We start from the raw sequence: 23,481 nt of genomic DNA, 5'->3' as shown, positions 1-23,481 counted from the left end.
ATGAGTACAGGCAGTGCTGCTCCGAAGCCCGGGGACCCGGGAGACCGTACGGGGCGGGCTGCCGGACCGGGGCGGGGGGGCTCGCGTTCCGGCCGTCCGCCGCGGGGTGGAAGGCTCTTCAGGGACGGGGCGCCGGGTGGACCGGTCCTCCGGCTCTTCGCGCGCTGGGTGCGCCGGCCGTTGCTGCCCGCTGTGCGGCTGTGGCGGCGGAACATCCAGCTGCGGATCGTCGCGGGCACCCTGCTGATGTCCCTCGGAGTGGTGCTGCTGCTCGGCCTGGTCGTGATCGGTCAGGTCCGCAACGGTCTGCTCGACGCCAAGGAGAGGGCCGCCCAGAGCCAGGCCGCCGGCGGGTTCTCCGCCGCCCAGGACCGGGCGGCGACGACCCCTCCGGCCCCCGGGCAGCAGGACGGCGGGCGGGCAGGTGCCTCCGTGAACTGGCGCTCCACACTGGTCGAGCAACTCGCCAGCGGTGGCCAGAGCGCCTTCAACGTGGTCGCGCTCTCCCTCGACACCGGTGACGCCGCCAGCCGCGGCGCCCGGGCCTCCGGCGAGGTCGACCCGACCACCAGCATCCCCGCCGAACTACGGCACTCCGTGGCCCAGGGCACGGACACCTTCCAGAAGTTCACCCGCATCCACTACACCAGCGGCAAGGCGTCCGAGGCCGGTCTGGTGATCGGCAAGCGGCTCAACGACGCCGAGGGTGACCAGTACGAGCTGTACTACCTCTTCCCGCTGACCCAGGAGGAGGACTCCCTCACCCTGGTCAAGGGCACCCTGGCGACCGCCGGGCTGTTCGTCATGGTGCTGCTCGGCGCCATCGCCTGGCTCATGGTGCGCCAGGTCGTCACACCCGTGCGGATGGCCGCCGGGATCGCCGAGCGGCTCTCGGCCGGCCGCCTCCAGGAACGGATGAAGGTCACCGGCGAGGACGACATCGCCCGGCTCGGCGAGGCCTTCAACAAGATGGCCCAGAACCTCCAGCTCAAGATCCAGCAGCTCGAGGAGCTGTCGCGGATGCAGCGGCGGTTCGTCTCGGACGTCTCGCACGAGCTGCGCACCCCGCTCACCACGGTCCGGATGGCCGCCGACGTCATCCACGAGGCCCGTGTCGACTTCGACCCGATCACCGCGCGCTCCGCAGAACTCCTCGGCGACCAGCTCGACCGCTTCGAGTCGCTGCTCTCCGACCTTCTGGAGATCAGCCGCTTCGACGCGGGAGCGGCGGCGCTGGAGGCCGAGCCGATAGACCTGCGCCAGGTCGTGCGCCGGGTCATCGGGGGCGCCGAACCCCTCGCCGAACGCAAGGGCACCCGGATCGTGGTCGTCGGCGACAAGCAGCCCGTCGTGGCCGAGGCGGACGCCCGCCGGGTCGAGCGGGTACTGCGCAACCTCGTCGTCAACGCCGTCGAGCACGGCGAGGGCCGGGACGTGGTGGTGAAGCTGGCCGCGGCCGGTGGGGCCGTCGCCGTCGCGGTACGCGACTACGGCGTCGGACTCAAGCCGGGCGAGGCGACCCGGGTGTTCAACCGCTTCTGGCGCGCCGACCCGGCCCGCGCGCGCACCACCGGTGGCACCGGCCTCGGCCTGTCGATCGCGGTCGAGGACGCCCGGCTGCACGGCGGCTGGCTCCAGGCCTGGGGCGAGCCCGGCGGCGGATCGCAGTTCCGGCTCACCCTGCCGCGGACCGCGGACGAGCCCCTGCGGGGCTCCCCGATACCCCTGGAGCCCGAGGACTCCCGGCGCAACCGAGAGCAGGCCGCCGCCGGACGCGCCCAGGACAACGCCCGCCTCGCGGCGGTGCCGGCGCAGCCCGTCGGCGACCGGCCGAAGCTCCCCGTATCGCCGAGGCTGCCCGCGCCGCCGCGGGCGACCGTCGACCCGACGGCCCTGCCCGGCAGCGGTGCCCGGGTCGTGGCGCGTGCGGCGGCGGAGAACGACGGCGGTGGGGCGGGTCCGGCCACGGCCGACGCACACGGGAACGCGGAGCGGGAGGACGGGACGCGTGGGCGCTGACTCCCGAAAGGGGCAGGCGGGGCGGGGCTTCCGAGTGGGGCACGTGGTGTGGGGCTTCCCAGGCTTCCGAGAGGGCCGCACGGATCAGGGGCTCCGCCCGGGGCAGGGCCGCAGTACGCGCGCGGTGGTGGTCGCCGCGTGCGGCGGGCTCCTGGTGACCGGGTGCGCGGCGATGCCCGACAGCGGGGACGTGCAGGCGGTCCGAGGCGCCAACCAGGGCGACTCGCAGGTACGGGTCTACGCCGTCGCTCCCAGGGAGAACGCGGACCCGGACGAGATCGTCGACGGCTTCCTCGAAGCCATGACCAGTGACGACCCCGGCTTCGCCACCGCCCGCAAGTACCTGACGAAGCAGGCCACGCGGACGTGGAAGCCGGAGCAGAGCATCACCGTGCTCACCACCGCGCCCAACCGTGACCAGGCCGACCGCAACGCCGACCCCGACAACCAGGGCCGTTCCTATCCGCTCTCCGGCCGCAAGATCGCGACCGTGGACGCCCGTCACGCGTACCAGCCGATCAGCCCCGCCACGTACCTGCAGTCGATCCATGTCGTGCAGCAGCCCTCGGCCAACGGCAAGGGCAAGGAATGGCGCATCGACAGCCTGCCGCCCGGTCTGGTGCTCGGCGAGGCCGATTTCCTGCGCAACTACCGGTCGGTCAACAAGTACTACTTCGCCTCCGGGGAGGACTGGGTCGTCGCCGACCCGGTCTACATCCGGCAGCGCCAGGACCCCGTCACCCGGATGGACCCGGTGACGCAGACGGTCAAGGCGCTCCTCGAAGGCCCCACGAACTGGCTGAAGCCGGCCGTCGACTCCAGCTTCCCCTCGGGTACGGAGTTGAAGAAGGGCGTCACCACGCTCACGACCGACGACCAGTCCACCCTCAAGGTGCCGCTCAACGCCAAGGCGGACCTGGTGGGCGGCGAGCCGTGCCGGCGGATGGCGGCGCAGCTGCTGTTCACGCTGCGGGACCTCACCTCCGTACGCGTCGAGCAGGTGGAGCTCCAGGGGACGAACGACCGGTCGCTGTGCCGGCTCGGAAAGGGGCAGGCGGCCGAGTTCGCCGCGGTCCGGCCCACGGACCGGGAGGAGAACCCGTACTTCGTCGACGAGCACCACAAGCTGATGAAGCTCGTCGGCGCGGGCAAGGAGGCGAACGCGCCCTCCGAGGTGCCCGGCCCGCTCGGGAAGGGCACCACGCGGCTCGGGTCCGTCGCCGTCGACCGGGGCGAGACCCGCGCCGCCGGGGTCGGGGAGAGCGGCCGCGAGCTGTTCGTCGCCTCCATCACCACCGAGCAGGAGGGGGCGCCGGCGATCCTGCGCAGCAGGGCCGCCAAGCCCGCCGACCGGCTGTCCGCGCCCAGCTGGGACGGCCGGGGCGACCTGTGGATCGCCGACCGGGACCCGGCCGCCCCCCAGCTGTGGATGGTGCCCGACGGCACCGGTGACCCCGTCAAGGTGCGGACACCGTGGCTGGAGGACGACACGAGGATCGAGTCGCTGCGGGTCTCCGCCGACGGGGTCAGGATCGCGCTGGTGGTCACCCGGGACGGGGACACGACCCTGCAGATCGGCCGGGTCCAGCGGCAGACATCGGGCGACGAACGGGTCGTCTCCGTGCTCGACCTCCAGCCTGCCGCGCCCCGGATGGAGTCGGTCACGGCCGTCTCCTGGGCCGGGCCGAGCAGGCTCGTCGTCGTCGGCAAGGAGGCGGGCGGCGTCCAGCAGATCCGCTACCTCCAGACCGACGGCTCGACCTCGGCGACCTCGGTGCTCCCCGGTCTGAACGGGGTGACCTCGGTGGCCGCGCCGCACGGCGACTCCGTGCCGGTGGTCGCCGACTCCGGAAACGACGGCATCGTGCGGCTCGTGCCGGGTACGAACTGGCAGCCGGTGGTCAAGACCGGGACCTCGCCCGTCTATCCGGGGTAGCAGCCCTGCAGGCCCATCCGGGGCAGCAGCCCCGCACGCGTAGCCGGGGCAGCGGTCCCGCCCGCCCGCGCGTGGACTCCGTGACGGCGCGTACCTGACGTACTCGGGGGGCTCCCGCAGGGTTTTCCACAGGGGTGGCCGGGGCGTTCGGGAAGGCGCACAGTGGAGCCATGCGGGGGTGGTGGCGCGAGATCGCCGGGCTGGTGCTGCCGGTCGCCTGCGGAGGCTGCGGCAGGCCGCGCACCGAGCTGTGCCCGTCGTGCGAGGCCGCGTTGACCGGGGCGGGGGAAGGGCCGCGCAGGGTGCGGCCGTCGCCCGAGCCGGCCGGGCTGCCCGTCGTCCATGCCGTCGCGCCGTACGCCGATGCCGTACGGGAACTGCTCCTCGCCCACAAGGAACGCGGCGCGCTCACCCTCGCCCGGCCCCTGGGCGGAGCCCTGGCCGTCGCCGTGGAGGCCGCTGCCGGGGGCAGTGACGGCCTCGCGGCGCGACCGCTGCTCCTTGTACCGGTGCCGTCCTCACGGCGCTCCGTAAGGGCGCGTGGCCACGATCCGACGCGCCGGATCGCGCTGGCCGCGGCGGCCCGGCTGCGGTGCGCGGGACGGCAGGCGCGGGTCGTGCCCGTGCTGCGGCAGCGGCGGTACGTGGCGGACCAGGCGGGTCTCGGGGCGCGCGGACGGCTCGCGAACATCTCCGGCGCGCTGGAGGTCGTGCCCGGCGGCGGGCGACTTCTCGGGGCGGGAAAGGTGATCCTCGTCGACGATCTGATGACCACGGGCGCCTCGCTGGCGGAAGCGGCGCGCGCCCTCGGAGCCGTACACCGTCCGTTCATTCCTGGAATACCGCACGGCTTACCGGTTGGTTCGGCGCAGCGCGGATTCGAACAGCGGGCGGCGGCTGTGATCGCATCCTCTCCCGCTTCGTTCGAAATAAACCGGAACTCGCCAGGAACTTGGATCGTTGCAGGTGGTGAGAGGTGAAAGCGCCCGAACGGAGGTATGTCGCGGTAGCGGGTGCCGACACCCGTCCGAAGGGGCTATGTTCGGTTGTGAGGAATGGCGAAAGCCATCGCCTCACCGAATACATGGTTGCGCCTACAGGACAGGAGTTCAGGGCGAATTAACCTCTTGTCGATGGGGTGGGGATCTTGTCGACTGGGGAGGAGGAGGTGAAAGTCGCCAAGTCCGAGCTCCGGTAACCACCGGAGTCTGGTGCAAAGGGAGATGCCCGGCGGCCGAGAGAGCCGATCAGGGCGATCCGGGAACGGAGTTCTGCGTGGACATCGTCGTCAAGGGCCGCAAGACCGAGGTGCCCGAGCGGTTCCGTAAGCACGTGGCCGAGAAGCTGAAGCTGGAGAGGATCCAGAAGCTCGACGGCAAGGTGATCAGCCTCGACGTCGAGGTGTCCAAGGAACACAACCCGCGGCAGGCCGACAGGTCCGACCGCGTGGAGATCACCCTCCACTCCCGAGGCCCGGTGATCCGGGCCGAAGCCGCGGCGGCGGACCCGTACGCGGCGCTCGACCTCGCCAGCGACAAGCTCGAGGCACGACTGCGGAAGCAGCACGACAAGCGGTACACCCGCCGTGGAAACGGCAGGCTTTCGGCGGCGGAGGTCGGGGACGTGGTGCCCGGCGCCGCCCAGCTCAACGGAGACGGCCAGCTCGTCGCCGACGAGGCCGACAAGGTGCCCACCACGATGATGGGCTCGATCGAAGTCCAGGGCGAAGGCCCGCTGGTGGTCCGCGAGAAGACCCACCGGGCCGCACCGATGACGCTCGACCAGGCTCTCTACGAGATGGAGCTGGTCGGACACGACTTCTACCTCTTCGTCGACTCCGACACGAAGCAGCCGAGCGTCGTCTACCGCCGACACGCCTACGACTACGGCGTCATCCACGTGGAGAGCGACCCGCTCGCCGAGGGTGGCGGCGCCGGCGGTGCGCTCGGCGGCTGACGGCCGCCCCGCGCCCCCCATACCCCAGTTACCCCTCACGGTGCCCCTGGAGCGCCCTTCGCGCCCCCAGGGGCACCCCCGTGCGCCCACGGATCACGCCATTGCCGCCGGGGCATGAAAGCATGGAGTGCACGCCAACCGGTGCTCCCTGAGTATCGGTTGAAGGACCGGAAACGAATTCAGGCCACGGCCTTCAGGGGGAGGAACGATGGCGGACAGCTTCGGGCCGGTGCTCAGCGGGCGCGAGCACGGCAGTGCGGTCCCGGAGGGATCGGATTCGGACAGCGGTGCATTCCGCAAGGAGCCGATCCGGGTGCTCGTCGTGGACGACCATGCCCTCTTCCGCCGCGGACTCGAGATCGTCCTCGCGCAGGAGGAGGACATCCAGGTCGTCGGGGAGGCCGGAGACGGGGCGGAGGCCGTCGACAAGGCGGCCGATCTGCTGCCCGACATCGTCCTGATGGACGTACGGATGCCCCGGCGCGGCGGCATCGAGGCGTGCACCTCCATCAAGGAGGTGGCCCCCAGCGCGAAGATCATCATGCTGACGATCAGCGACGAGGAGGCCGACCTCTACGACGCGATCAAGGCCGGTGCCACCGGCTACCTCCTCAAGGAGATCTCCACCGACGAGGTCGCGACGGCCATCCGCGCGGTCGCGGACGGGCAGTCGCAGATCAGCCCCTCGATGGCGTCGAAGCTCCTCACCGAGTTCAAGTCGATGATCCAGCGCACCGACGAGCGCAGGCTCGTGCCCGCGCCCCGGCTGACCGACCGTGAGCTGGAGGTCCTCAAGCTCGTCGCGACCGGAATGAACAACCGGGACATCGCCAAGGAGCTGTTCATCTCCGAGAACACGGTGAAGAACCACGTCCGGAACATCCTGGAGAAGCTGCAGCTCCACTCCCGGATGGAGGCCGTGGTCTACGCGATGCGGGAGAAGATCCTGGAGATCCGGTAGCTAGCCCAGCGCCGCCACCAGGTCCTTCGCCAGCTCAGGGGCGTCCACCCGCTCCACCTTCACCGCGTCGCAGCCCACCCATTCGGCCGCCTCGCGCAGCGCCCGCGCCACTGCCGGCACGGCCTTCGGGCCGTCGAGCGTCACCTGGCGGGCGACGAGCGTCCCGCCCTCCCGCGCCGGGTCCACCCGGCCGACCAGACGGCCGCCGGCGAGGACCGGCATCGCGAAGTAGCCGTGCACCCGCTTCTGCTTCGGCACGTACGCCTCCAGGCGGTGCGTGAAGCCGAAGATCCGCTCCGTGCGGGCCCGCTCCCAGATCAGCGAGTCGAACGGCGACAGCAGAGTCGTACGGTGCCGCCCGCGCGGCTCCGAGGCCAGCGCCGCCGGGTCCGCCCAGGCGGGCTTCCCCCAGCCCGCCACCGTGACCGGCACGAGGCCCGCCGCCTCGACCACCGCGTCGAACTGCTCCCCCTTGAGCCGGTGGTAGTCGGCGATGTCCGCGCGCGTGCCCACGCCCAGTGCCTCGCCCGCCTGCCGGACGAGCCGGCGCACGCACTCGGTGTCGTCCAGGTCGTCGTGGAGCAGCGTCTGCGGGATCGCCCGTTCCGCCAGGTCGTACACCCGCTTCCAGCCGCGCCGCTCGACCACGACCACCTCGCCGTACATCAGCGCCCGCTCGACGGCGATCTTGCCGTCGGACCAGTCCCACCACTCGCCCTTGTTCTTCGCGCCGCCCAGCTCGGTCGCCGTCCGCGGCCCCTCGGCCCGCAGCTGGTCGATCACCTTGTCGTACGCCCCCGCCGACAGCTCGTGGCCCCAGTGCGGGCGGTCACGGTAGGCGCGCCGGCGGAAGGCGAAGTGCGGCCACTCCTCGACGGGCAGCACGCAGGCCGCGTGCGACCAGTACTCGAAGGCGTGCGCCCCGGTCCAGTAGGCGTCCTCGACCGTCCTGCGGCCGACGGCGCCCAGGCGCGCGTACGGAATGAGCTCGTGGGAGCGGGCGAGGACGGAGATCGTGTCGAGCTGGACCTGGCCCAGCCCGCGCAGCACCCCGCGCACCCCGGCGCGGCGATCGGGCGCGCCCAGGAAGCCCTGGGCGCGCAGCGCGATCCGGCGGGCTTCGTCGGCGGACAGTTCGGCGGCGGGGCGCGGCACAGTCGTCATGGACGGCACCCTAGGCCCCGGCACTGACAGTCGAGCTCGCGTCGCAGGTCAGGGCAGGGCCCCGAGCCGGGCGCCGGTGGGCCCAGGACCTGCCCGGCGGATCTTGGCCCGGGCCGCGGCGCTGATCCGGGCCTGTCCGGCGGATCATGGCCGGGGCCGCGGCGCTGATCCGCCGGACCCGACCTGGGCGGTGTCTTGCCGATCGGGCCGGGCTCGCGGCGCGATCGAGCGGCGTGATCGACAAGACACCCCCTAGGACTTCGAGGCGGGCAGTTCGCGGGACGGGAGGTACGGCAGGGGGCTCGGGAGGCCGAAGTCGGAGGGGAGCAGGGCGGCGATCCAGCTGTCCCGGAGCGTTCCCTTGTTGGTGAGGCCGGCGCGCTGCGCGCCCTCGACGACGAAGCCGACCCGCTCGGCCACCGCGCGCGAGCCGGCGTTTCCGAGCTCGGCGCGCCAGACCAGGCGGGTGCAGCCGAGCCCGGTGAAGGCCCAGTGGGCGACGGCCCGGACGGTCTCCGTCATGTAGCCGCTGCCGCGGTGCTCGCGGGCCAGCCAGTAGCCGACCTCCCAGACGCCCATGCCGCGACTGCTGAGGGTGACGGCGGCGAGCAGCGGGCCGCCGGCCAGCGGTTCGACGGCGAACGTGTACTCGGTGTCCTCACGCCAGCCGTCGGGCACGAGCCGGTTCAGGAAGAGTTCGGCGTCCTGCCGCGTGTAGGGGTCGGGGACGACGGTCCAGCGCCGGATGTCCGGGTCCTGACAGATGGCGTACACCGCGTCGGCGTCCGCGGGCACGAAGTTCCGCAGCCGCAGTCGTTCGGTGGTGAGGGTGATCGGCTCCATGTCTGGATTCTGGTGAGCCGCCGGGCTGGATGCGAACACTTTTCGGGTGGGGCGGCACCTTCCGCCCACCTCGTGCGTTCTCTTTCCGGGCGGACGTACGGCTCCGGCACTGTGGGCCTCCCTTCGCGAGGGCGGTCTCGCTTACGATGGCCGTTGCGGTGGGGACCACCTGCCGTGCCCGCGCTCGCGTCCATGACAAGACCCAGTGCCAGGCCCGATCGGCAAGGAGACCAGCCTCAGTGTCCGTCTTCAACAAGCTCATGCGTGCAGGCGAAGGAAAGATCCTGCGCAAACTGCACCGCATCGCGGACCAGGTCAACTCCATCGAAGAGGACTTCGTCAACCTCTCCGACGCCGAGTTGCGGGCGCTCACCGATGAGTACAAGCAGCGGTACGCCGACGGTGAGAGCCTCGACGACCTGATGCCCGAGGCCTTCGCGACGGTGCGCGAGGCCGCCAAGCGTGTCCTCGGTCAGCGCCACTACGACGTCCAGCTGATGGGTGGAGCCGCGCTCCACCTCGGCTATGTCGCCGAGATGAAGACCGGTGAGGGCAAGACCCTCGTCGGTACCCTCCCGGCGTACCTCAACGCGCTCTCCGGCAAGGGCGTGCACCTGATCACGGTCAACGACTACCTGGCCGAGCGTGACTCCGAGCTCATGGGCCGGGTGCACCGCTTCCTGGGTCTGTCCATCGGCTGCATCCTCGCCAACATGACGCCGGCCCAGCGCCGTGAGCAGTACAGCTGCGACATCACGTACGGCACGAACAACGAGTTCGGCTTCGACTACCTGCGCGACAACATGGCGTGGTCCCAGGACGAGCTCGTCCAGCGCGGCCACAACTTCGCCTGTGTCGACGAGGTCGACTCCATCCTCGTCGACGAGGCCCGGACGCCGCTGATCATCTCCGGCCCGGCCGACCAGGCGACGAAGTGGTACGGCGACTTCGCCAAGCTCGTCACCCGCCTCTCCAAGGGCGAGCCCGGCAACCAGCTCAAGGGCATCGAGGAGACCGGCGACTACGAGGTCGACGAGAAGAAGCGCACCGTCGCCATCCACGAGGCCGGTGTCGCCAAGGTCGAGGACTGGCTCGGCATCGACAACCTCTACGAGTCGGTGAACACCCCGCTCGTGGGCTACTTGAACAACGCCATCAAGGCGAAGGAACTGTTCAAGAAGGACAAGGACTACGTCGTCATGGACGGCGAAGTCATGATCGTCGACGAGCACACCGGCCGTATCCTCGCCGGCCGCCGCTACAACGAGGGCATGCACCAGGCGATCGAGGCGAAGGAAGGGGTGGCGATCAAGGACGAGAACCAGACCCTCGCCACGATCACCCTGCAGAACTTCTTCCTGCTGTACTCGAAGCTCTCGGGCATGACCGGTACGGCCATGACCGAGGCCGCCGAGTTCCACCAGATCTACAAGCTGGGCGTCGTCCCAATCCCCACGAACAGGCCGATGATCCGCAAGGACCAGTCCGACCTGATCTACCGGACCGAGGTCGCCAAGTTCGCCGCCGTCGTCGACGACATCGCGGAGAAGCACGAGAAGGGTCAGCCGATCCTCGTCGGCACGACCTCCGTCGAGAAGTCCGAGTACCTCTCGCAGCAGCTGTCCAAGCGCGGTGTCCAGCACGAGGTCCTCAACGCCAAGCACCACGACCGCGAGGCCAGCATCGTCGCCCAGGCCGGCCGCCGCGGCGCCGTCACCGTCGCCACGAACATGGCCGGTCGCGGTACGGACATCAAGCTCGGCGGCAACCCGGACGACCTCGCCGAGGCCGAGCTGCGCCAGGCGGGTCTCGACCCGGTCGAGCACGTCGAGGAGTGGGCCGCGGCCCTCCCCGCCGCCCTGGAGCGTGCCGTGAAGGCCGTGAAGGCGGAGTTCGAGGAGGTCAAGGACCTCGGTGGGCTGTACGTGCTCGGCACCGAGCGCCACGAGTCCCGCCGTATCGACAACCAGCTGCGCGGTCGTTCCGGCCGTCAGGGCGACCCCGGCGAGTCCCGCTTCTACCTCTCGCTCGGCGACGACCTGATGCGCCTGTTCAAGGCGCAGATGGTCGAGCGCGTGATGGCCATGGCCAACGTGCCGGACGACGTGCCGATCGAGAACAAGATGGTCACGCGGGCGATCGCCTCCGCCCAGTCGCAGGTCGAGACCCAGAACTTCGAGACGCGCAAGAACGTCCTGAAGTACGACGACGTGCTCAACCGGCAGCGCCAGGTCATCTACGGCGAGCGCCGCCGCGTCCTGGAGGGCGAGGACCTGCACGAGCAGATCCAGCACTTCATGGACGACACGATCGACGACTACATCCGCCAGGAGACCGCCGAGGGCTTCGCGGAGGAGTGGGACCTCGACCGTCTGTGGAACGCCTTCAAGCAGCTCTACCCGGTGAAGGTCACCGTGGAGGAGCTGGAGGACGCGGCCGGGGACCGGGCGGGCATCACCGCCGAGTTCATCGCCGAGTCCATCAAGGACGACATCCACGAGCAGTACGACTCGCGGGAGAAGCAGCTCGGCTCGGAGATCATGCGTGAGCTGGAGCGTCGCGTGGTCCTGTCCGTCCTGGACCGCAAGTGGCGCGAGCACCTCTACGAGATGGACTACCTCCAGGAGGGCATCGGCCTGCGCGCCATGGCGCAGAAGGACCCGCTGGTCGAGTACCAGCGCGAGGGCTTCGACATGTTCACCGCCATGATGGAGGGCATCAAGGAGGAGTCCGTCGGCTACCTGTTCAACCTGGAGGTCCAGGTCGAGCAGCAGGTCGAGGAGGTCCCGGTGCAGGCGAGCGGTCCGTCGCTCGACAAGGAGGACGCGGTTCCGGCCGGGGCCGGGCGTCCGGAGATCCGCGCCAAGGGGCTCGACACCCCGCAGCGGCCGGACCGGCTGCACTTCTCCGCGCCGACGGTGGACGGTGACGGCGGTGTCGTCGAGGGCGACTTCGCCTCGGACGACGTCGACTCCGGTGACGGGATGACGCGTGCGGAGCGTCGCAAGGCGCAGAAGAACGCGGGTGGCGGCGGGCGTCGCCGCAAGAAGTGACCTGGAGCCGCTGACGCGGTGAGTTCTTCGCGGAGGGGTCGGTTGCCCGGTGGGCGGCCGGCCCCTTCGTCATGCGGGGCGGTCCGTGGGCTGGGCCGTGGGGCGGGTCGTGGGGCGGTCCGTGGGGCGGGTCGTCGTGCCGAGGCCGTCGAGTTCCACGGCGGCGCAGCGCCAGCGCTGGTCGGCGCCGCGCTCCAGCCGGAACGCCATGGCCCGGACGCGGGGGCCGGTGGCGATCGTCGCGAAGGCCTCCACCGCGGTCCGGTCGTCGTCCAGCTGGACCGAGCAGCGGCGCAGGACCGGGCGGGGGCCGAGCGAACGCAGGGGCGTCTCGGGGGCGATCCGGACGAGCTGCTCGTACGCGTCTCCGACGGTGTGGCCGAGCATCCAGTGGACCGGGCGTTCGCCGCTGAGCACGGCGAGGAGACGCTCGGCGAAGACGGTGTGCGGAGGGAGGGTGCGGGGGCTGCTCGTGCGGGGGTGGGTGCCTGCGGGGCCGCGGGGGCGGGTGCCTGCCGGGCCGCCCGGGGCCGTGCGGGGGCGGGGCGTGCGGGGGCGGGTGGTCGCCGTGGCGGGGTGCGGCGGCTGCGGCTGGGTCTGCGGCTGCGTCGTGAGTGCGGCGGTCATGGCGGGCCCCTGTCGTTTCGTAACCAAGTGATACCGGTCGGTAACTTTCCGTTGGGGATCTTGTACGGGTGGGCTCCGCGGGCCCGCAAGGAGTCCGCCGCGACGTGACCGGTCGAAAACCGAATCACCTATCCGGGTGACGCGAGGGAAAACCGGCTCTCCGGGGTCCCGGGAGCCGCCTTCTGCGGTGGACGTACGCCGACGTCGGTCGGCCACCCCGAAGGGGGACTCCGCACGTATCCTGAGGGCCTCTCCGTCTACGAAAGCGGCCAGCCATGCGCGTGTACGTCCCCCTGACCCTCCCCGGTCTCGCACAGGCGCACAAGGCGGGCGAGCTGGGCCCCGGTCCGCTGACCGCCTACGCCGTCACCCCCGCCCTGCGCGAGTGGTACGTCTCCGACGACATCGAGGAGCTGGAGTACGCGGCGCTCAACCGGGCCGCGTCCGCCTCCCTGCGCCTCCTGGCCGGCGATCCCGAGGCACCCCGGCGCCGGATCGTCGTCGCCGTCGACGTCGCCGACAAGGACGCGGCGACCGACCCCGACCGGGGGCTCGACGCCGCTTCCATCGGCGAGGTGCGGATCGCCGGGCCCGTACGGCTCGCCAAGGCGGCGGCGGTGCACGCGGACGCGGACGACGCGGCGGCGGACGTGACGGCGGCGGCGGACGCGCTGGGGGCCGCGGACCAGGGGGACGACGACGCGCGGTTCGTCGTCGACGGGGCCGAGGACCATGAGCTGCTGTGGTTCGGGGTGCAGGAGATTCCCGGGCTGCTGGGCTGAGCCCTCTCCGGAATCTTGAGTGTCGGCGTCGCCGGGTACGGTCTTTCTCATGGGGAAGCACGACGGCTTGCGCGGCAAGCATCTGGTCTGGGACTGGAACGGCACACTGCTCGACGACATCGGCGCGGTCATCGGGGCGACCAACGCCGCGTTCGCCGAGCTCGGGCTCGAATCGATCACTCTTGAGCAGTACCGCGAGCTCTACACGGTGCCGGTGCCCAAGTTCTACGAGCGGCTCATGGGGCGGCTGCCCACCGACGCCGAGTGGTCCGTCATGGACGGCGCCTTCCATCGGCACTACTGGGAGCGGGCCGAGGCCTGCGGGCTGACCTCCGGGGCCGCGGAGCTGCTCGCGGCGCGGCAGGAGTCCGGGTTCACGCAGTCGCTGCTGTCGCTCGCGCCGCACGCGGAGCTGATACCGCTGGTGCGCCGGCACGGGATCGCGGAGCGGTTCGTGCGGATGGACGGGCGGGTCGACGCCTCGACGGACGGGAAGTCCGGGCACATGGTCCGGCACCTGGCGGCGCTGGAGGGTGTCCCGGCGGAGCGGGTCGTCGTCATCGGCGACGCCGCCGATGACGCGGTGGCGGCGGCGCACGTGGGGGCGAAGGCGGTGCTCTTCACCGGGGGGTCGCACAGTCGGGCGTCGTTGTCGCGGGTGGGGGTGCCGGTGGTGGATTCCCTGGAGGAGGCCGTCGCTGTCGCGGAGGAGCTGGTCTAGTCGTTCACGGCTGCGGCCGGCGCACCGGCCGCAGCCATCCCTGGGGCAGTGGCCCCGGTCAGGCCTTCGCGCGGAGGACCTTCAGGAATTCGCGCATCCAGGTGGGGTGGTCCGGCCAGGCCCGGGAGGAGACCAGGAGGCCGTCGACGACCGCCGCGCTGTCCTGGAAAGTCGCACCGGCCGCCTGCATGTCCAGCTCCAGGGCCGGGTACGCCGTGACCCGGCGGCCCTCCAGACCGCCGACCGCCGCCGTCAGGAGCGGTCCGTGGCAGATCTGGGCCACCGGCTTGTCCGCGTCGAAGAAGGCCTTGAGGATCTTGCGGAGCTCCGGGTCGTTGCGCAGGTACTCCGGCGCCCGGCCGCCCGGGATCACCACAGCCACGTACGCACCCGGGTCGACCTCCGAGAAGGCCAGGTCGGCGGGCCACGTGTAGCCGGGCTTCTCCGTGTACGTGTCGAAGCCGGGCTCGAAGTCATGGACGACGAACCGGAGCTGTTTGCGGGCCGGGGCCGCGATGTCGACCTCGTAACCCTCCTCGAGCAGCCGCTGGTAGGGGTACATCACCTCCAGCGACTCCGCCGCGTCTCCGGTCACGATCAGGATCTTCGCCATGGCTCTCCCAGATCACAGATGGTCGGTCTGCCGTGCTGCGCCCATGCTCGCGTACACGCTGCCCGCGTCGGGGCGCTTTGCCAAGAGGACATGTGTCGCTGTCCATAACGTCAAACTTCCACCCCCTCTTTTGTACACATACGGCTCATGACGGTTCGGGGGTCGGGGGAGATAGGCTTTTCCCGTGATCAGCGCGATACGCCGAGGGGGCAGTGAAGCCCCCGGCTGCCGCCCGGTCCGCGACAGCGGCCGGGCCGACCGTGCGTTCGCCGATCCCTTCCGTCCGGGCGCGCCGCTCTCCGTGGCCGATAACGACCCGGGCATCTCTCATTCGGGCATAGCGTCGTCTTCGACCGGAATCACCGCGTCGAGGCGTCGTTGTGTCCTTTCTTCCACCGACGTCACGCAACGGCGCGCGACAGGAGTCAGAGGACATGCAGACCAAGCTGGACGAAGCCAAGGCCGAGCTGCTCGAAAGGGCCGCTCGGGTAGCTGAGCACAGCCCGGTCGGGGGGCGACTTCCGACGGGCCCGGAGGGTGCCGGGGAGCGCCCGGACCGGGACACGGTGCTCGAGTACCTCCAGCGCTACTACCTGCACACCGCGCCGGAGGACCTCGGCGACCGGGACCCGGTCGACGTGTTCGGTGCCGCGCTCTCGCACTACCGGCTCGCGGAGAACCGTCCGCAGGGCACGGCGAACGTGCGTGTCCACACTCCGACGGTCGAGGAGAACGGCTGGACTAGCAGCCACTCCGTCGTCGAGGTCGTCACCGACGACATGCCGTTCCTCGTGGACTCGGTCACCAACGAGCTCTCGCGCCAGGGCCGCGGCATCCACGTCGTGATCCACCCGCAGGTCCTCGTCCGCCGCGATGTCACCGGCAGGCTCATCGAGGTCCTGTCGGCGCAGATCCAGGGCGACCTGCCGCACGACGCGCTCACCGAGTCCTGGATCCACGTCGAGATCGACCGTGAGACCGACCGTGCCGACCTCAAGCAGATCACCGCCGATCTGCTGCGCGTCCTGTCCGACGTCCGTGAGACGGTCGAGGACTGGGACAAGATGCGCGACGCCGCCATGCGGATCGCCGAGGGCCTGCCGGCCGAGCCCACCGCCTCCGATCTGCGTCCGACCGAGGTGGAGGAGGCCCGTGAGCTGCTGCGCTGGCTCGCCGACGACCACTTCACCTTCCTCGGGTACCGCGAGTACGAGCTGGTCAACGGTGACGCACTGTCCGCCGTGCCCGGTACGGGCCTCGGTATCCTGCGCTCCGACCCGCAGCACGGGGGCGACGACGAGGGCCACCACGCCCACCCCGTCTCGCCCTCGTTCAGCCGGCTGCCCGAGGACGTCCGGGCCAAGGCGCGCGAGCACAAGCTGCTGATCCTGACGAAGGCCAACAGCCGCTCGACCGTGCACCGCCCCTCGTACCTCGACTACGTCGGTGTGAAGAAGTTCGACGCCGACGGCAACGTCATCGGCGAGCGCCGCTTCCTCGGCCTGTTCTCCTCGGCCGCGTACACCGAGTCCGTCCGCCGGGTCCCGGTCGTGAAGCGCAAGGTCCAGGAGGTCCTGGAGGGCGCCGGCTTCTCGCCGAACAGCCACGACGGCCGCGACCTGCTCCAGATCCTGGAGACGTACCCGCGCGACGAGCTGTTCCAGACCCCGGCCGACCAGCTCCAGTCCGTCGTCACCAGCGTCCTGTACCTGCAGGAGCGGCGCCGGCTGCGGCTCTACCTGCGCCAGGACGAGTACGGCCGCTACTACTCGGCCCTCGTCTACCTGCCGCGCGACCGCTACACGACCCGCGTCCGGCTGCGGATCATCGACCTCCTGAAGGAGGAGCTCGACGGCATCAGCGTCGACTTCACCGCCTGGAACACCGAGTCGATCCTGTCCCGGCTGCACTTCGTCGTCCGCGTCAAGCCCGGTACCGAGCTGGCCAAGCTCACCGACGCCGATGTCGACCGCATCGAGGCCCGCCTCGTCGAGGCCGCCCGCTCCTGGTCCGACGGCTTCGGCGAGGCACTGAACGCCGAGTGCGGCGAGGAGCGCGCCGCCGAGCTGCTGCGCCGCTACGGCAACGCCTTCCCCGAGGGCTACAAGGCCGACCACTCGCCGCGCGCGGCCGTCGCCGACCTGGTCCACCTGGAGGCCCTCGCCCGTACCGGCGGCGGCAAGGACTTCGCGCTCTCGCTCTACGAGCCGGTCGGCGCGGGCCCCGGCGAGCGCCGCTTCAAGATCTACAAGACGGGCGACCCGATCTCCCTCTCCGCCGTGCTCCCGGTGCTCAACCGGCTCGGCGTCGAGGTGACCGACGAGCGCCCGTACGAGCTGCGCTGCGCCGACCGTACGCACGCCTGGATCTACGACTTCGGCCTGCGGATGCCCGCCCCGACCGGCAACGGCGGCGACTACGTCGGCGACGACGCCCGCGAGCGCTTCCAGGAGGCCTTCGCCGCCACCTGGACCGGCGAGGCGGAGAACGACAACTTCAACTCGCTCGTCCTCTCCGCCGGGCTCAACTGGCGCGAGGCCATGGTGCTGCGCGCCTACGCCAAGTACCTGCGCCAGGCCGGTGCGACCTTCAGCCAGGACTACATGGAGGACACCCTCCGTAACAACGTCCACACCACCCGGCTGCTCGTCTCCCTCTTCGAGGCCCGGATGTCCCCGGAGCGCCAGCGCGCCGGCACCGAGCTGACCGACGGCATCCTGGAGGAGCTGGACGGCGCCCTCGACCAGGTCGCGAGCCTGGACGAGGACCGGATCCTGCGGTCCTTCCTGACGGTCATCAAGGCCACGCTGCGGACCAACTTCTTCCAGCTGACGGCGGACGGTACGCCGCACTCGTACGTGTCGATGAAGTTCGACCCGCAGGCCATCCCGGACCTCCCGGCGCCCCGCCCGGCCTTCGAGATCTGGGTGTACTCCCCGCGCGTCGAGGGTGTCCACCTGCGCTTCGGCAAGGTCGCCCGAGGCGGTCTGCGCTGGTCCGACCGCCGTGAGGACTTCCGTACGGAGATCCTCGGCCTGGTCAAGGCGCAGATGGTGAAGAACACCGTCATCGTGCCGGTCGGCGCCAAGGGCGGCTTCGTCGCCAAGCAGCTCCCGGACCCGTCCGTGGACCGTGACGCCTGGCTGGCCGAGGGCATCGCCTCGTACAAGACCTTCATCTCGGCGCTGCTCGACATCACCGACAACCTGGTCGCGGGCGAGGTCGTGCCGCCGCTCGACGTGGTCCGCCACGACGAGGACGACACCTACCTCGTGGTCGCCGCAGACAAGGGCACCGCGACCTTCTCCGACATCGCCAACGGGGTCGCCGAGGCGTACGGCTTCTGGCTCGGCGACGCCTTCGCCTCCGGCGGCTCCGCCGGCTACGACCACAAGGGCATGGGCATCACCGCCCGCGGCGCCTGGGAGTCCGTCAAGCGCCACTTCCGCGAGCTGGGCCACGACACCCAGACCGAGGACTTCACGGTCGTCGGCGTCGGCGACATGTCCGGCGACGTCTTCGGCAACGGCATGCTGCTCTCCGAGTACATCCGTCTGGTCGCCGCCTTCGACCACCGCCACATCTTCATCGACCCGAACCCGGACGCGGCCGTCTCGTACGCCGAGCGCCGCCGGCTCTTCGAGCTGCCCCGCTCCTCCTGGGCCGACTACGACGTGTCGCTGCTCTCCGCGGGCGGTGGCATCCACCCCCGCAGCGCCAAGTCGATCCCGGTCAACGCGCAGGTCAGGGCCGCCCTCGGTATCGAGGACGGCATCACCAAGATGACCCCGGCCGAGCTGATGAAGGCCGTGCTCCACGCGCCCGTCGACCTGCTGTGGAACGGCGGCATCGGTACGTACGTCAAGTCCTCGGCCGAGTCGAACGCCGACGTCGGCGACAAGGCCAACGACGCCATCCGCGTCGACGGCCAGGACGTTCGCGCCAAGGTCATCGGCGAGGGCGGCAACCTCGGCGCGACCCAGCTGGGCCGTATCGAGTTCGCCCGCACCGGCGGCCCCGAGGGCCGGGGCGGCAAGGTCAACACCGACGCCATCGACAACAGCGCCGGCGTCGACACCTCCGACCACGAGGTCAACATCAAGATCCTGCTCAACGGGCTCGTCGCCGAGGGCGACATGACCGTCAAGCAGCGCAACAAGATCCTCGCGGAGATGACCGACGAGGTCGGCACGCTCGTCCTGCGCAACAACTACGCGCAGAACACGGCCCTGGCCAACGCCGTCGCCCAGTCGCCGTCCCTGCTCCACGCCCACCAGCGGTTCATGCGCCGCCTGGGTCGCGACGGGGCCCTCGACCGGTCCCTGGAGTTCCTGCCCAACGACCGGCAGATCCGCGAACTGCTCAACAACGGCCGCGGCCTGAGCCAGCCGGAGCTCGCCGTCCTCCTCGCGTACACCAAGATCACGGTGGCCGACGAGCTCATCGGTACGGAGCTGCCGGACGACCCGTACCTGCGCGGGCTGCTCCACGCGTACTTCCCGACGCTGCTGCGCGAGAAGTTCACCGAGGCCGTCGACAACCACGCCCTGCGCCGCGAGATCATCACCACCGTCCTGGTCAACGACACCGTCAACGCCGGTGGCTCGACCTTCCTGCACCGCCTCCGCGAGGAGACCGGCGCGTCGATCGAGGAGATCGTCCGGGCGCAGACCGCCGCCCGTGCCATCTTCCGTCTCGGCCAGGTCTGGGACGCCGTCGAAGCCCTGGACAACCAGGTGCCGGCCGATGTCCAGACGCGGATGCGGCTGCACTCGCGTCGGCTCGTCGAGCGCGGTACGCGCTGGCTGCTCAACAACCGGCCGCAGCCGCTCCAGCTCACCGAGAACATCGAGTTCTTCGGCGACCGCGTCGAGCAGGTCTGGGCGCAGCTGCCGAACCTGCTGCGCGGCGCGGACCTGGAGTGGTACCAGTCGATCGTCGACGAGCTGACCGAGGTCGGCGTGCCGGAGGAGGTCGCGCTGCGGGTCGCCGGCTTCTCCTCCGCCTTCCCGATCCTCGACGTCGTCGCGATCGCGGACCGGATGGGCAAGGACCCGCTGGCGGTGGCCGAGGTCTACTACGACCTGGCCGACCGGCTGCGGATCACCGACCTGATGGACCGGATCATCGAGCTGCCGCGCAGCGACCGGTGGCAGTCGATGGCCCGCGCGTCGATCCGCGAGGACCTGTTCGCGGCGCACTCGGCGCTGACCGCGGACGTCCTGACGGCCGGGAACGGCACGTCGAGCCCGGAGCAGCGGTTCAAGGACTGGGAGGAGAAGAACGCGGCGATCCTGGGCCGCGCGCGGACGACCCTGGAGGAGATCCAGGGCTCGGACACCTTCGACCTGGCGAACCTGTCGGTGGCGATGCGGACGATGCGCACGCTGCTTCGTACGCACAGCTAGTCGTGTGAATGGCTTGGGCCCCGCCGGTTCTCCGGCGGGGCCCTTCCCGTTGTGCGCCTCACGCGGTCTCTTCGGGGGGTCCCGTCACCGTCGACGTCCACAGGCGGCGGGCGGCGAGCAGGGCCGCGCCGAGCAGGAGGCCGTTGCGGAGCACCATGACGGTCAGGCCCTGGGTGGTGCCGACGATGACCTGGTCGTACAGGACGGGGTACGCGAGGGAGCTCAGCGCGGCCGCCGGGAGCAGGAGCAGCGCCACCGGGCGCATGACGGTGCTGCGCGAGGTGAGGCAGACGGCGGCGAGCCCGAGCAGCCAGATCATGTACTGGGGGCTGATCACCCGGCTGGTGGCGGTGAACAGCAGGACGGCGGCGAAGGCCGCGTCGAGCGGGGTGGCCGGGGTCCAGCGGTGGGCCCGTACGCGCCAGAGGAGCAGCCAGCCGAAGGCGATGACGGTGAGCAGCAGGGCGAGGTGGCCGAGGCTGGAGACGTACGGGCCGACGTACTCGAAGGCCCCGTAACGGAACTCGACCCTGCCCGGCCAGACGCCGGTGGCCTTGGCCAGCGCGAGGGCCGTGCCGCCCAGGGACTCGATCTGGATGCCGCGGCTGCCCTGCTGGCGCAGGAAGCCGAGGGACTCGGAGAAGAGCAGCGCGAGGGTGGCGAGGAGCGCGAGGGCCGCCACGACCGCGGCGGTCCAGGCCTCGCGGGTGGTGCGGCCCCGGGGGGTGCCGATCAGGGCGAGCGCCGGCCAGACCTTGACCATCGCGCCGATGCCCGCGAGCGCCCCGCCGAGCTGGTGGGAGGCGGTCGAGCGGGCGTTGAGCGCGAGCAGCGCGAGGACGGCGAGGGCGGTGGTCTGGACGTCGTACCGGGCGAGCGGCAGATGCAGGAGCAGCGGCAGGCCGCAGACCCAGATCCAGGCGCCGTGGGTGAGGCGGGCGCTGTCGGCGCGGGCGAGGGCGACGGTGATGACCGCGTCGGCCAGCAGGGTGAGCGCGACGAACGCCTGGAAGTACGGCAGCCAGGGGAGGACGCCCGGCGACATGATCACGAGCCCCGCGCCGGGCGGGTACTGCCAGGTGACGTCGCCGGGCGGGAAGGTGCCCTGCGCGAACTGCTCGTACCAGTGCTGGTAGAGGTCCACCTCGCGGCCGACACCGCCGATGCCCAGGGTGTCGCGGAGGAGCAGCAGCACCATGCCGACACGGGTGAGGAGCCAGACGGAGGCGACGGCGACGTAGGGGCCGCGGCCGACCGTGACGAAGGTGGCGGAGGTGAAGGTGTCCGAGTCGAAGGGGGACCCGGTGAGGCGGGGGAGCTCGGTGCCGGTCCGGCGCCGGCCTCCCGAGGCGCCGGTCCGGTGCCGGCCTCGCGCGACTCCGGAGCCGGTGTCGGTGTCGGTGTCGGACGCGGTTCCCTGTGGCGACTGAGGGTGATCGTTCGTCATCCCTCCGCACTGTAGTCCTTATTGCACTAATTGCCCTTTTTCTTGGACCCTGTCGCGGTGAACTCCTCGTACGCCGCGACCACCTCTTTCGCCGGGCCGTCCATCCGCAGCGTGCCCGCCTCCAGCCACAGGGCCCGCTCGCAGGTCTCCGTGATGGTCGAGTTCGAGTGGCTGACCAGGAAGACCGTCCCCGCCTCGGCCCGCAGCTCGTCGATCCGCTGCCGGCTGCGGCGGCGGAAGCGCGCGTCGCCGGTGGACAGGGCCTCGTCGATGAGCAGGACGTCGTGGCTCTTCGCGGCGGCGATGGAGAAGCGCAGCCGCGCCCCCATCCCGGAGGAGTACGTCCCCATGGGGCGGGAGATCGCGTCGTCCTTCTCGTTGATGCCGGAGAAGTCCACGATCTCGTCGTAGCGCTCACGGATCTCCGTGCGGCTCATGCCCATCGCGAGCCCGCCCAGGATCACGTTCCGTTCGCCGGTGAGGTCGTTCATGAGGGCCGCGTTGACACCGAGGAGCGAGGGCTGCCCGTGGGTGTAGACCTGGCCCCGCTCGACGGGCTGGAGGCCCGCGATGGCCTTCAGGAGGGTGGATTTCCCAGATCCGTTCGAACCGATCAGGCCAATCGCCTCGCCCCGGTACGCGACGAAGCTGACGCCCTTCACGGCGTGGACCCGGCGGCCGGCCGGTCGCGCTCGGCCGGGCCGGAGCATGCGGCTCAGGGCGGCCGTCGCGGCACCTCGGCCGCCGGTGTGCCCGCCGTGGACGGTGTACGTGATGTGGACGCCGTCGACCACGACGGTGGGGGTGGGGGTGGGGGTGTAGGGGGCGGTGCTCTGTGGGTCGGCCACCGGGGTGGCGGTGCTCTGTGGGTCGGCCCACAGGGTGGGGGTGTTCTGTGTGTCAGCCACGGCCGTACGTCTCCTCCGCCTTCCAGAACCAGATGAAGCCGCCCCCGAAGGCCAGCAGGGCCCAGCCGACGGCGAGTGCCCAGACGTGCGGCGGCAGCTGCGCCGAGGTGTAGCTCTCGATGAGCGCGAAGCGCATGAGGTCGATGTAGACCGCCGCCGGGTTGCACCGGAGGGCCAGCACCACGGCGTCGGGGAAGCGTCCGCTGCTCGCCAGGTGCTGGATCGACCACATCGCGCCCGAGGCGTACATCCAGGTCCGGAGCACGAACGGCATCAGCTGGGAGATGTCCGGGGTGCGGGCCGCGAGCCGGGCGAGGACGAGCGCCACGCCCGTGTTGAACAGCGCCTGGCAGAGCAGCGCCGGGACGGCGAGCAGCCAGCTCCACGACGGGAACTCGCCGAGACCGCACAGGATCATGGCGAGCGCGGCGAGCGAGAGCAGCAGCTGCTGGAGCTGCTGGAGCGACAGCGAGATCGGCAGGCTCGCGCGGGGGAAGTGCAGGGCGCGGACCAGGCCCAGGTTTCCGCTGATCGCCCGGGTGCCGGCCAGGATCGTGTTCGACGTGAACGTCCACACGAAGATGCCGGTGATCAGGAAGGGCACGTAGTCGGCGACGCCCTGCTTGGCGTCCATGAGGACGCCGAAGATCAGGTAGTAGACGGCCGCGTTGAGCAGCGGAGTCATCACCTGCCAGACCTGGCCGAGGCGCGCCTGGCTGTACTGCGCGGTCAGGCGGGCGGTCGCGAAGGCGGCGATGAAGTCGCGGCGGGACCAGATCTGCCGGGCGTAGGCGGGCAGTGAGGGACGGGCGCCGCTGACGGTGAGTCCGTGGCGCCGGGCGAGCGCGCCCAGGTCGTCGCCGTGGCGGTCGGTGCCGTCGGTGCCGTCGGTGCCGTCGTGGCCATGGAGGGTCTTGGGTGCCGCTGTCGGCGGGAGGAGCGTCTGGGTCGTCACGGGTGGGCGCTTTCGACGAAGGGTGCGGGCATCGTCGGCGATGGAACGGGTCCGTATCGTCGCTACGGGGAGACTAGGGCGATCGCAC

16 protein-coding genes are annotated in these 23,481 nt (G+C 70.9%); 9 read left to right on the top strand and 7 right to left on the bottom strand.

Going from position 1 to position 23,481, the window contains the following annotated elements; translation table 11 throughout:
* From mtrB to OG462_RS18060, 5 genes are all read left to right on the top strand, one after another.
* The gene (mtrB, locus tag OG462_RS18080; protein ID WP_406058787.1) at positions 1-2,019 is read left to right on the top strand and encodes an MtrAB system histidine kinase MtrB; all 2,019 of its coding nucleotides are present in this window, start codon (positions 1-3) and stop codon (positions 2,017-2,019) included.
* A gap of 172 nt (positions 2,020-2,191) precedes the next feature.
* Positions 2,192-3,955 carry an LpqB family beta-propeller domain-containing protein gene (locus OG462_RS18075; RefSeq protein WP_406058785.1) on the top strand — a complete coding sequence of 588 codons (1,764 nt, stop codon included), beginning with the start codon at positions 2,192-2,194 and terminating at the stop codon, positions 3,953-3,955.
* 170 nt (positions 3,956-4,125) lie between these two features.
* Positions 4,126-4,935, top strand: a complete 810-nt coding sequence (locus tag OG462_RS18070) for a ComF family protein (RefSeq protein WP_406058783.1) — start codon at positions 4,126-4,128, stop codon at positions 4,933-4,935.
* A gap of 295 nt (positions 4,936-5,230) precedes the next feature.
* Positions 5,231-5,911 carry a ribosome hibernation-promoting factor, HPF/YfiA family gene (gene hpf, locus OG462_RS18065; protein ID WP_406058782.1) on the top strand — a complete coding sequence of 227 codons (681 nt, stop codon included), beginning with the start codon at positions 5,231-5,233 and terminating at the stop codon, positions 5,909-5,911.
* 208 nt (positions 5,912-6,119) lie between these two features.
* A complete protein-coding gene (locus OG462_RS18060) occupies positions 6,120-6,872 on the top strand; it encodes a response regulator transcription factor (protein WP_030556504.1) in 753 nt (250 codons plus the stop codon).
* On the opposite strand, the gene OG462_RS18055 is transcribed toward OG462_RS18060, so the two are convergent.
* Together OG462_RS18055 and OG462_RS18050 are read right to left on the bottom strand one after the other, a co-directional pair.
* Positions 6,873-8,036, bottom strand: coding sequence for a winged helix-turn-helix domain-containing protein (locus tag OG462_RS18055; protein ID WP_406058779.1), 1,164 nt, complete (start codon positions 8,034-8,036; stop codon positions 6,873-6,875).
* 252 nt (positions 8,037-8,288) lie between these two features.
* Positions 8,289-8,879 (bottom strand): GNAT family N-acetyltransferase, encoded by a 591-nt coding sequence (locus tag OG462_RS18050; RefSeq protein WP_406058778.1) that lies wholly within the window; start codon positions 8,877-8,879, stop codon positions 8,289-8,291.
* Positions 8,880-9,118: 239 nt separating this feature from the next.
* Between OG462_RS18050 and secA the strand changes: the two genes are divergently transcribed.
* Positions 9,119-11,932 (top strand): preprotein translocase subunit SecA, encoded by a 2,814-nt coding sequence (gene secA, locus OG462_RS18045; RefSeq protein ID WP_406058777.1) that lies wholly within the window; start codon positions 9,119-9,121, stop codon positions 11,930-11,932.
* Positions 11,933-12,001: 69 nt separating this feature from the next.
* On the opposite strand, the gene OG462_RS18040 is transcribed toward secA, so the two are convergent.
* On the bottom strand, positions 12,002-12,559 hold the full coding sequence (locus OG462_RS18040) for an Rv3235 family protein (protein ID WP_406058775.1): 558 nt from the start codon (positions 12,557-12,559) through the stop codon (positions 12,002-12,004).
* Positions 12,560-12,834: 275 nt separating this feature from the next.
* On the opposite strand from OG462_RS18040, the gene OG462_RS18035 reads away from it, so the two are divergent.
* On the top strand, positions 12,835-13,341 hold the full coding sequence (locus OG462_RS18035; RefSeq protein ID WP_406058773.1) for a DUF6912 family protein: 507 nt from the start codon (positions 12,835-12,837) through the stop codon (positions 13,339-13,341).
* Between the two features lie 49 nt (positions 13,342-13,390).
* Positions 13,391-14,062, top strand: coding sequence for an HAD family hydrolase (locus OG462_RS18030; protein WP_406058771.1), 672 nt, complete (start codon positions 13,391-13,393; stop codon positions 14,060-14,062).
* Positions 14,063-14,120: 58 nt separating this feature from the next.
* Here the strand turns inward: OG462_RS18030 and OG462_RS18025 are convergent, their stop codons facing one another.
* Complete coding sequence (locus tag OG462_RS18025) at positions 14,121-14,675, bottom strand: DJ-1/PfpI family protein (RefSeq protein WP_229314013.1); 555 nt, start codon at positions 14,673-14,675, stop codon at positions 14,121-14,123.
* A 434-nt stretch (positions 14,676-15,109) separates the two neighbouring features.
* On the opposite strand from OG462_RS18025, the gene OG462_RS18020 reads away from it, so the two are divergent.
* Positions 15,110-20,083, top strand: coding sequence for an NAD-glutamate dehydrogenase (locus OG462_RS18020; protein ID WP_406058770.1), 4,974 nt, complete (start codon positions 15,110-15,112; stop codon positions 20,081-20,083).
* Between the two features lie 58 nt (positions 20,084-20,141).
* Here OG462_RS18020 and OG462_RS18015 read toward each other — a convergent pair whose 3' ends face one another.
* From OG462_RS18015 to OG462_RS18005, 3 genes are read right to left on the bottom strand one after another with little or no spacing between them, the layout of a single operon-like run.
* Positions 20,142-21,530, bottom strand: coding sequence for a glycosyltransferase 87 family protein (locus OG462_RS18015; protein WP_406058768.1), 1,389 nt, complete (start codon positions 21,528-21,530; stop codon positions 20,142-20,144).
* A gap of 26 nt (positions 21,531-21,556) precedes the next feature.
* On the bottom strand, positions 21,557-22,378 hold the full coding sequence (locus tag OG462_RS18010) for an ABC transporter ATP-binding protein (RefSeq protein WP_406066583.1): 822 nt from the start codon (positions 22,376-22,378) through the stop codon (positions 21,557-21,559).
* Between the two features lie 52 nt (positions 22,379-22,430).
* Positions 22,431-23,393 (bottom strand): ABC transporter permease, encoded by a 963-nt coding sequence (locus tag OG462_RS18005; protein WP_406058766.1) that lies wholly within the window; start codon positions 23,391-23,393, stop codon positions 22,431-22,433.
* Positions 23,394-23,481 lie beyond the last annotated feature (88 nt).

It is taken from the genome of Streptomyces sp. NBC_01077 (genome assembly GCF_045162855.1).
Taxonomy (GTDB): Bacteria; Actinomycetota; Actinomycetes; order Streptomycetales; family Streptomycetaceae; genus Streptomyces.
The sequence above is the reverse complement of the archived record's forward strand: the minus strand, read 5'-3'. Positions and strand labels throughout refer to the sequence as shown.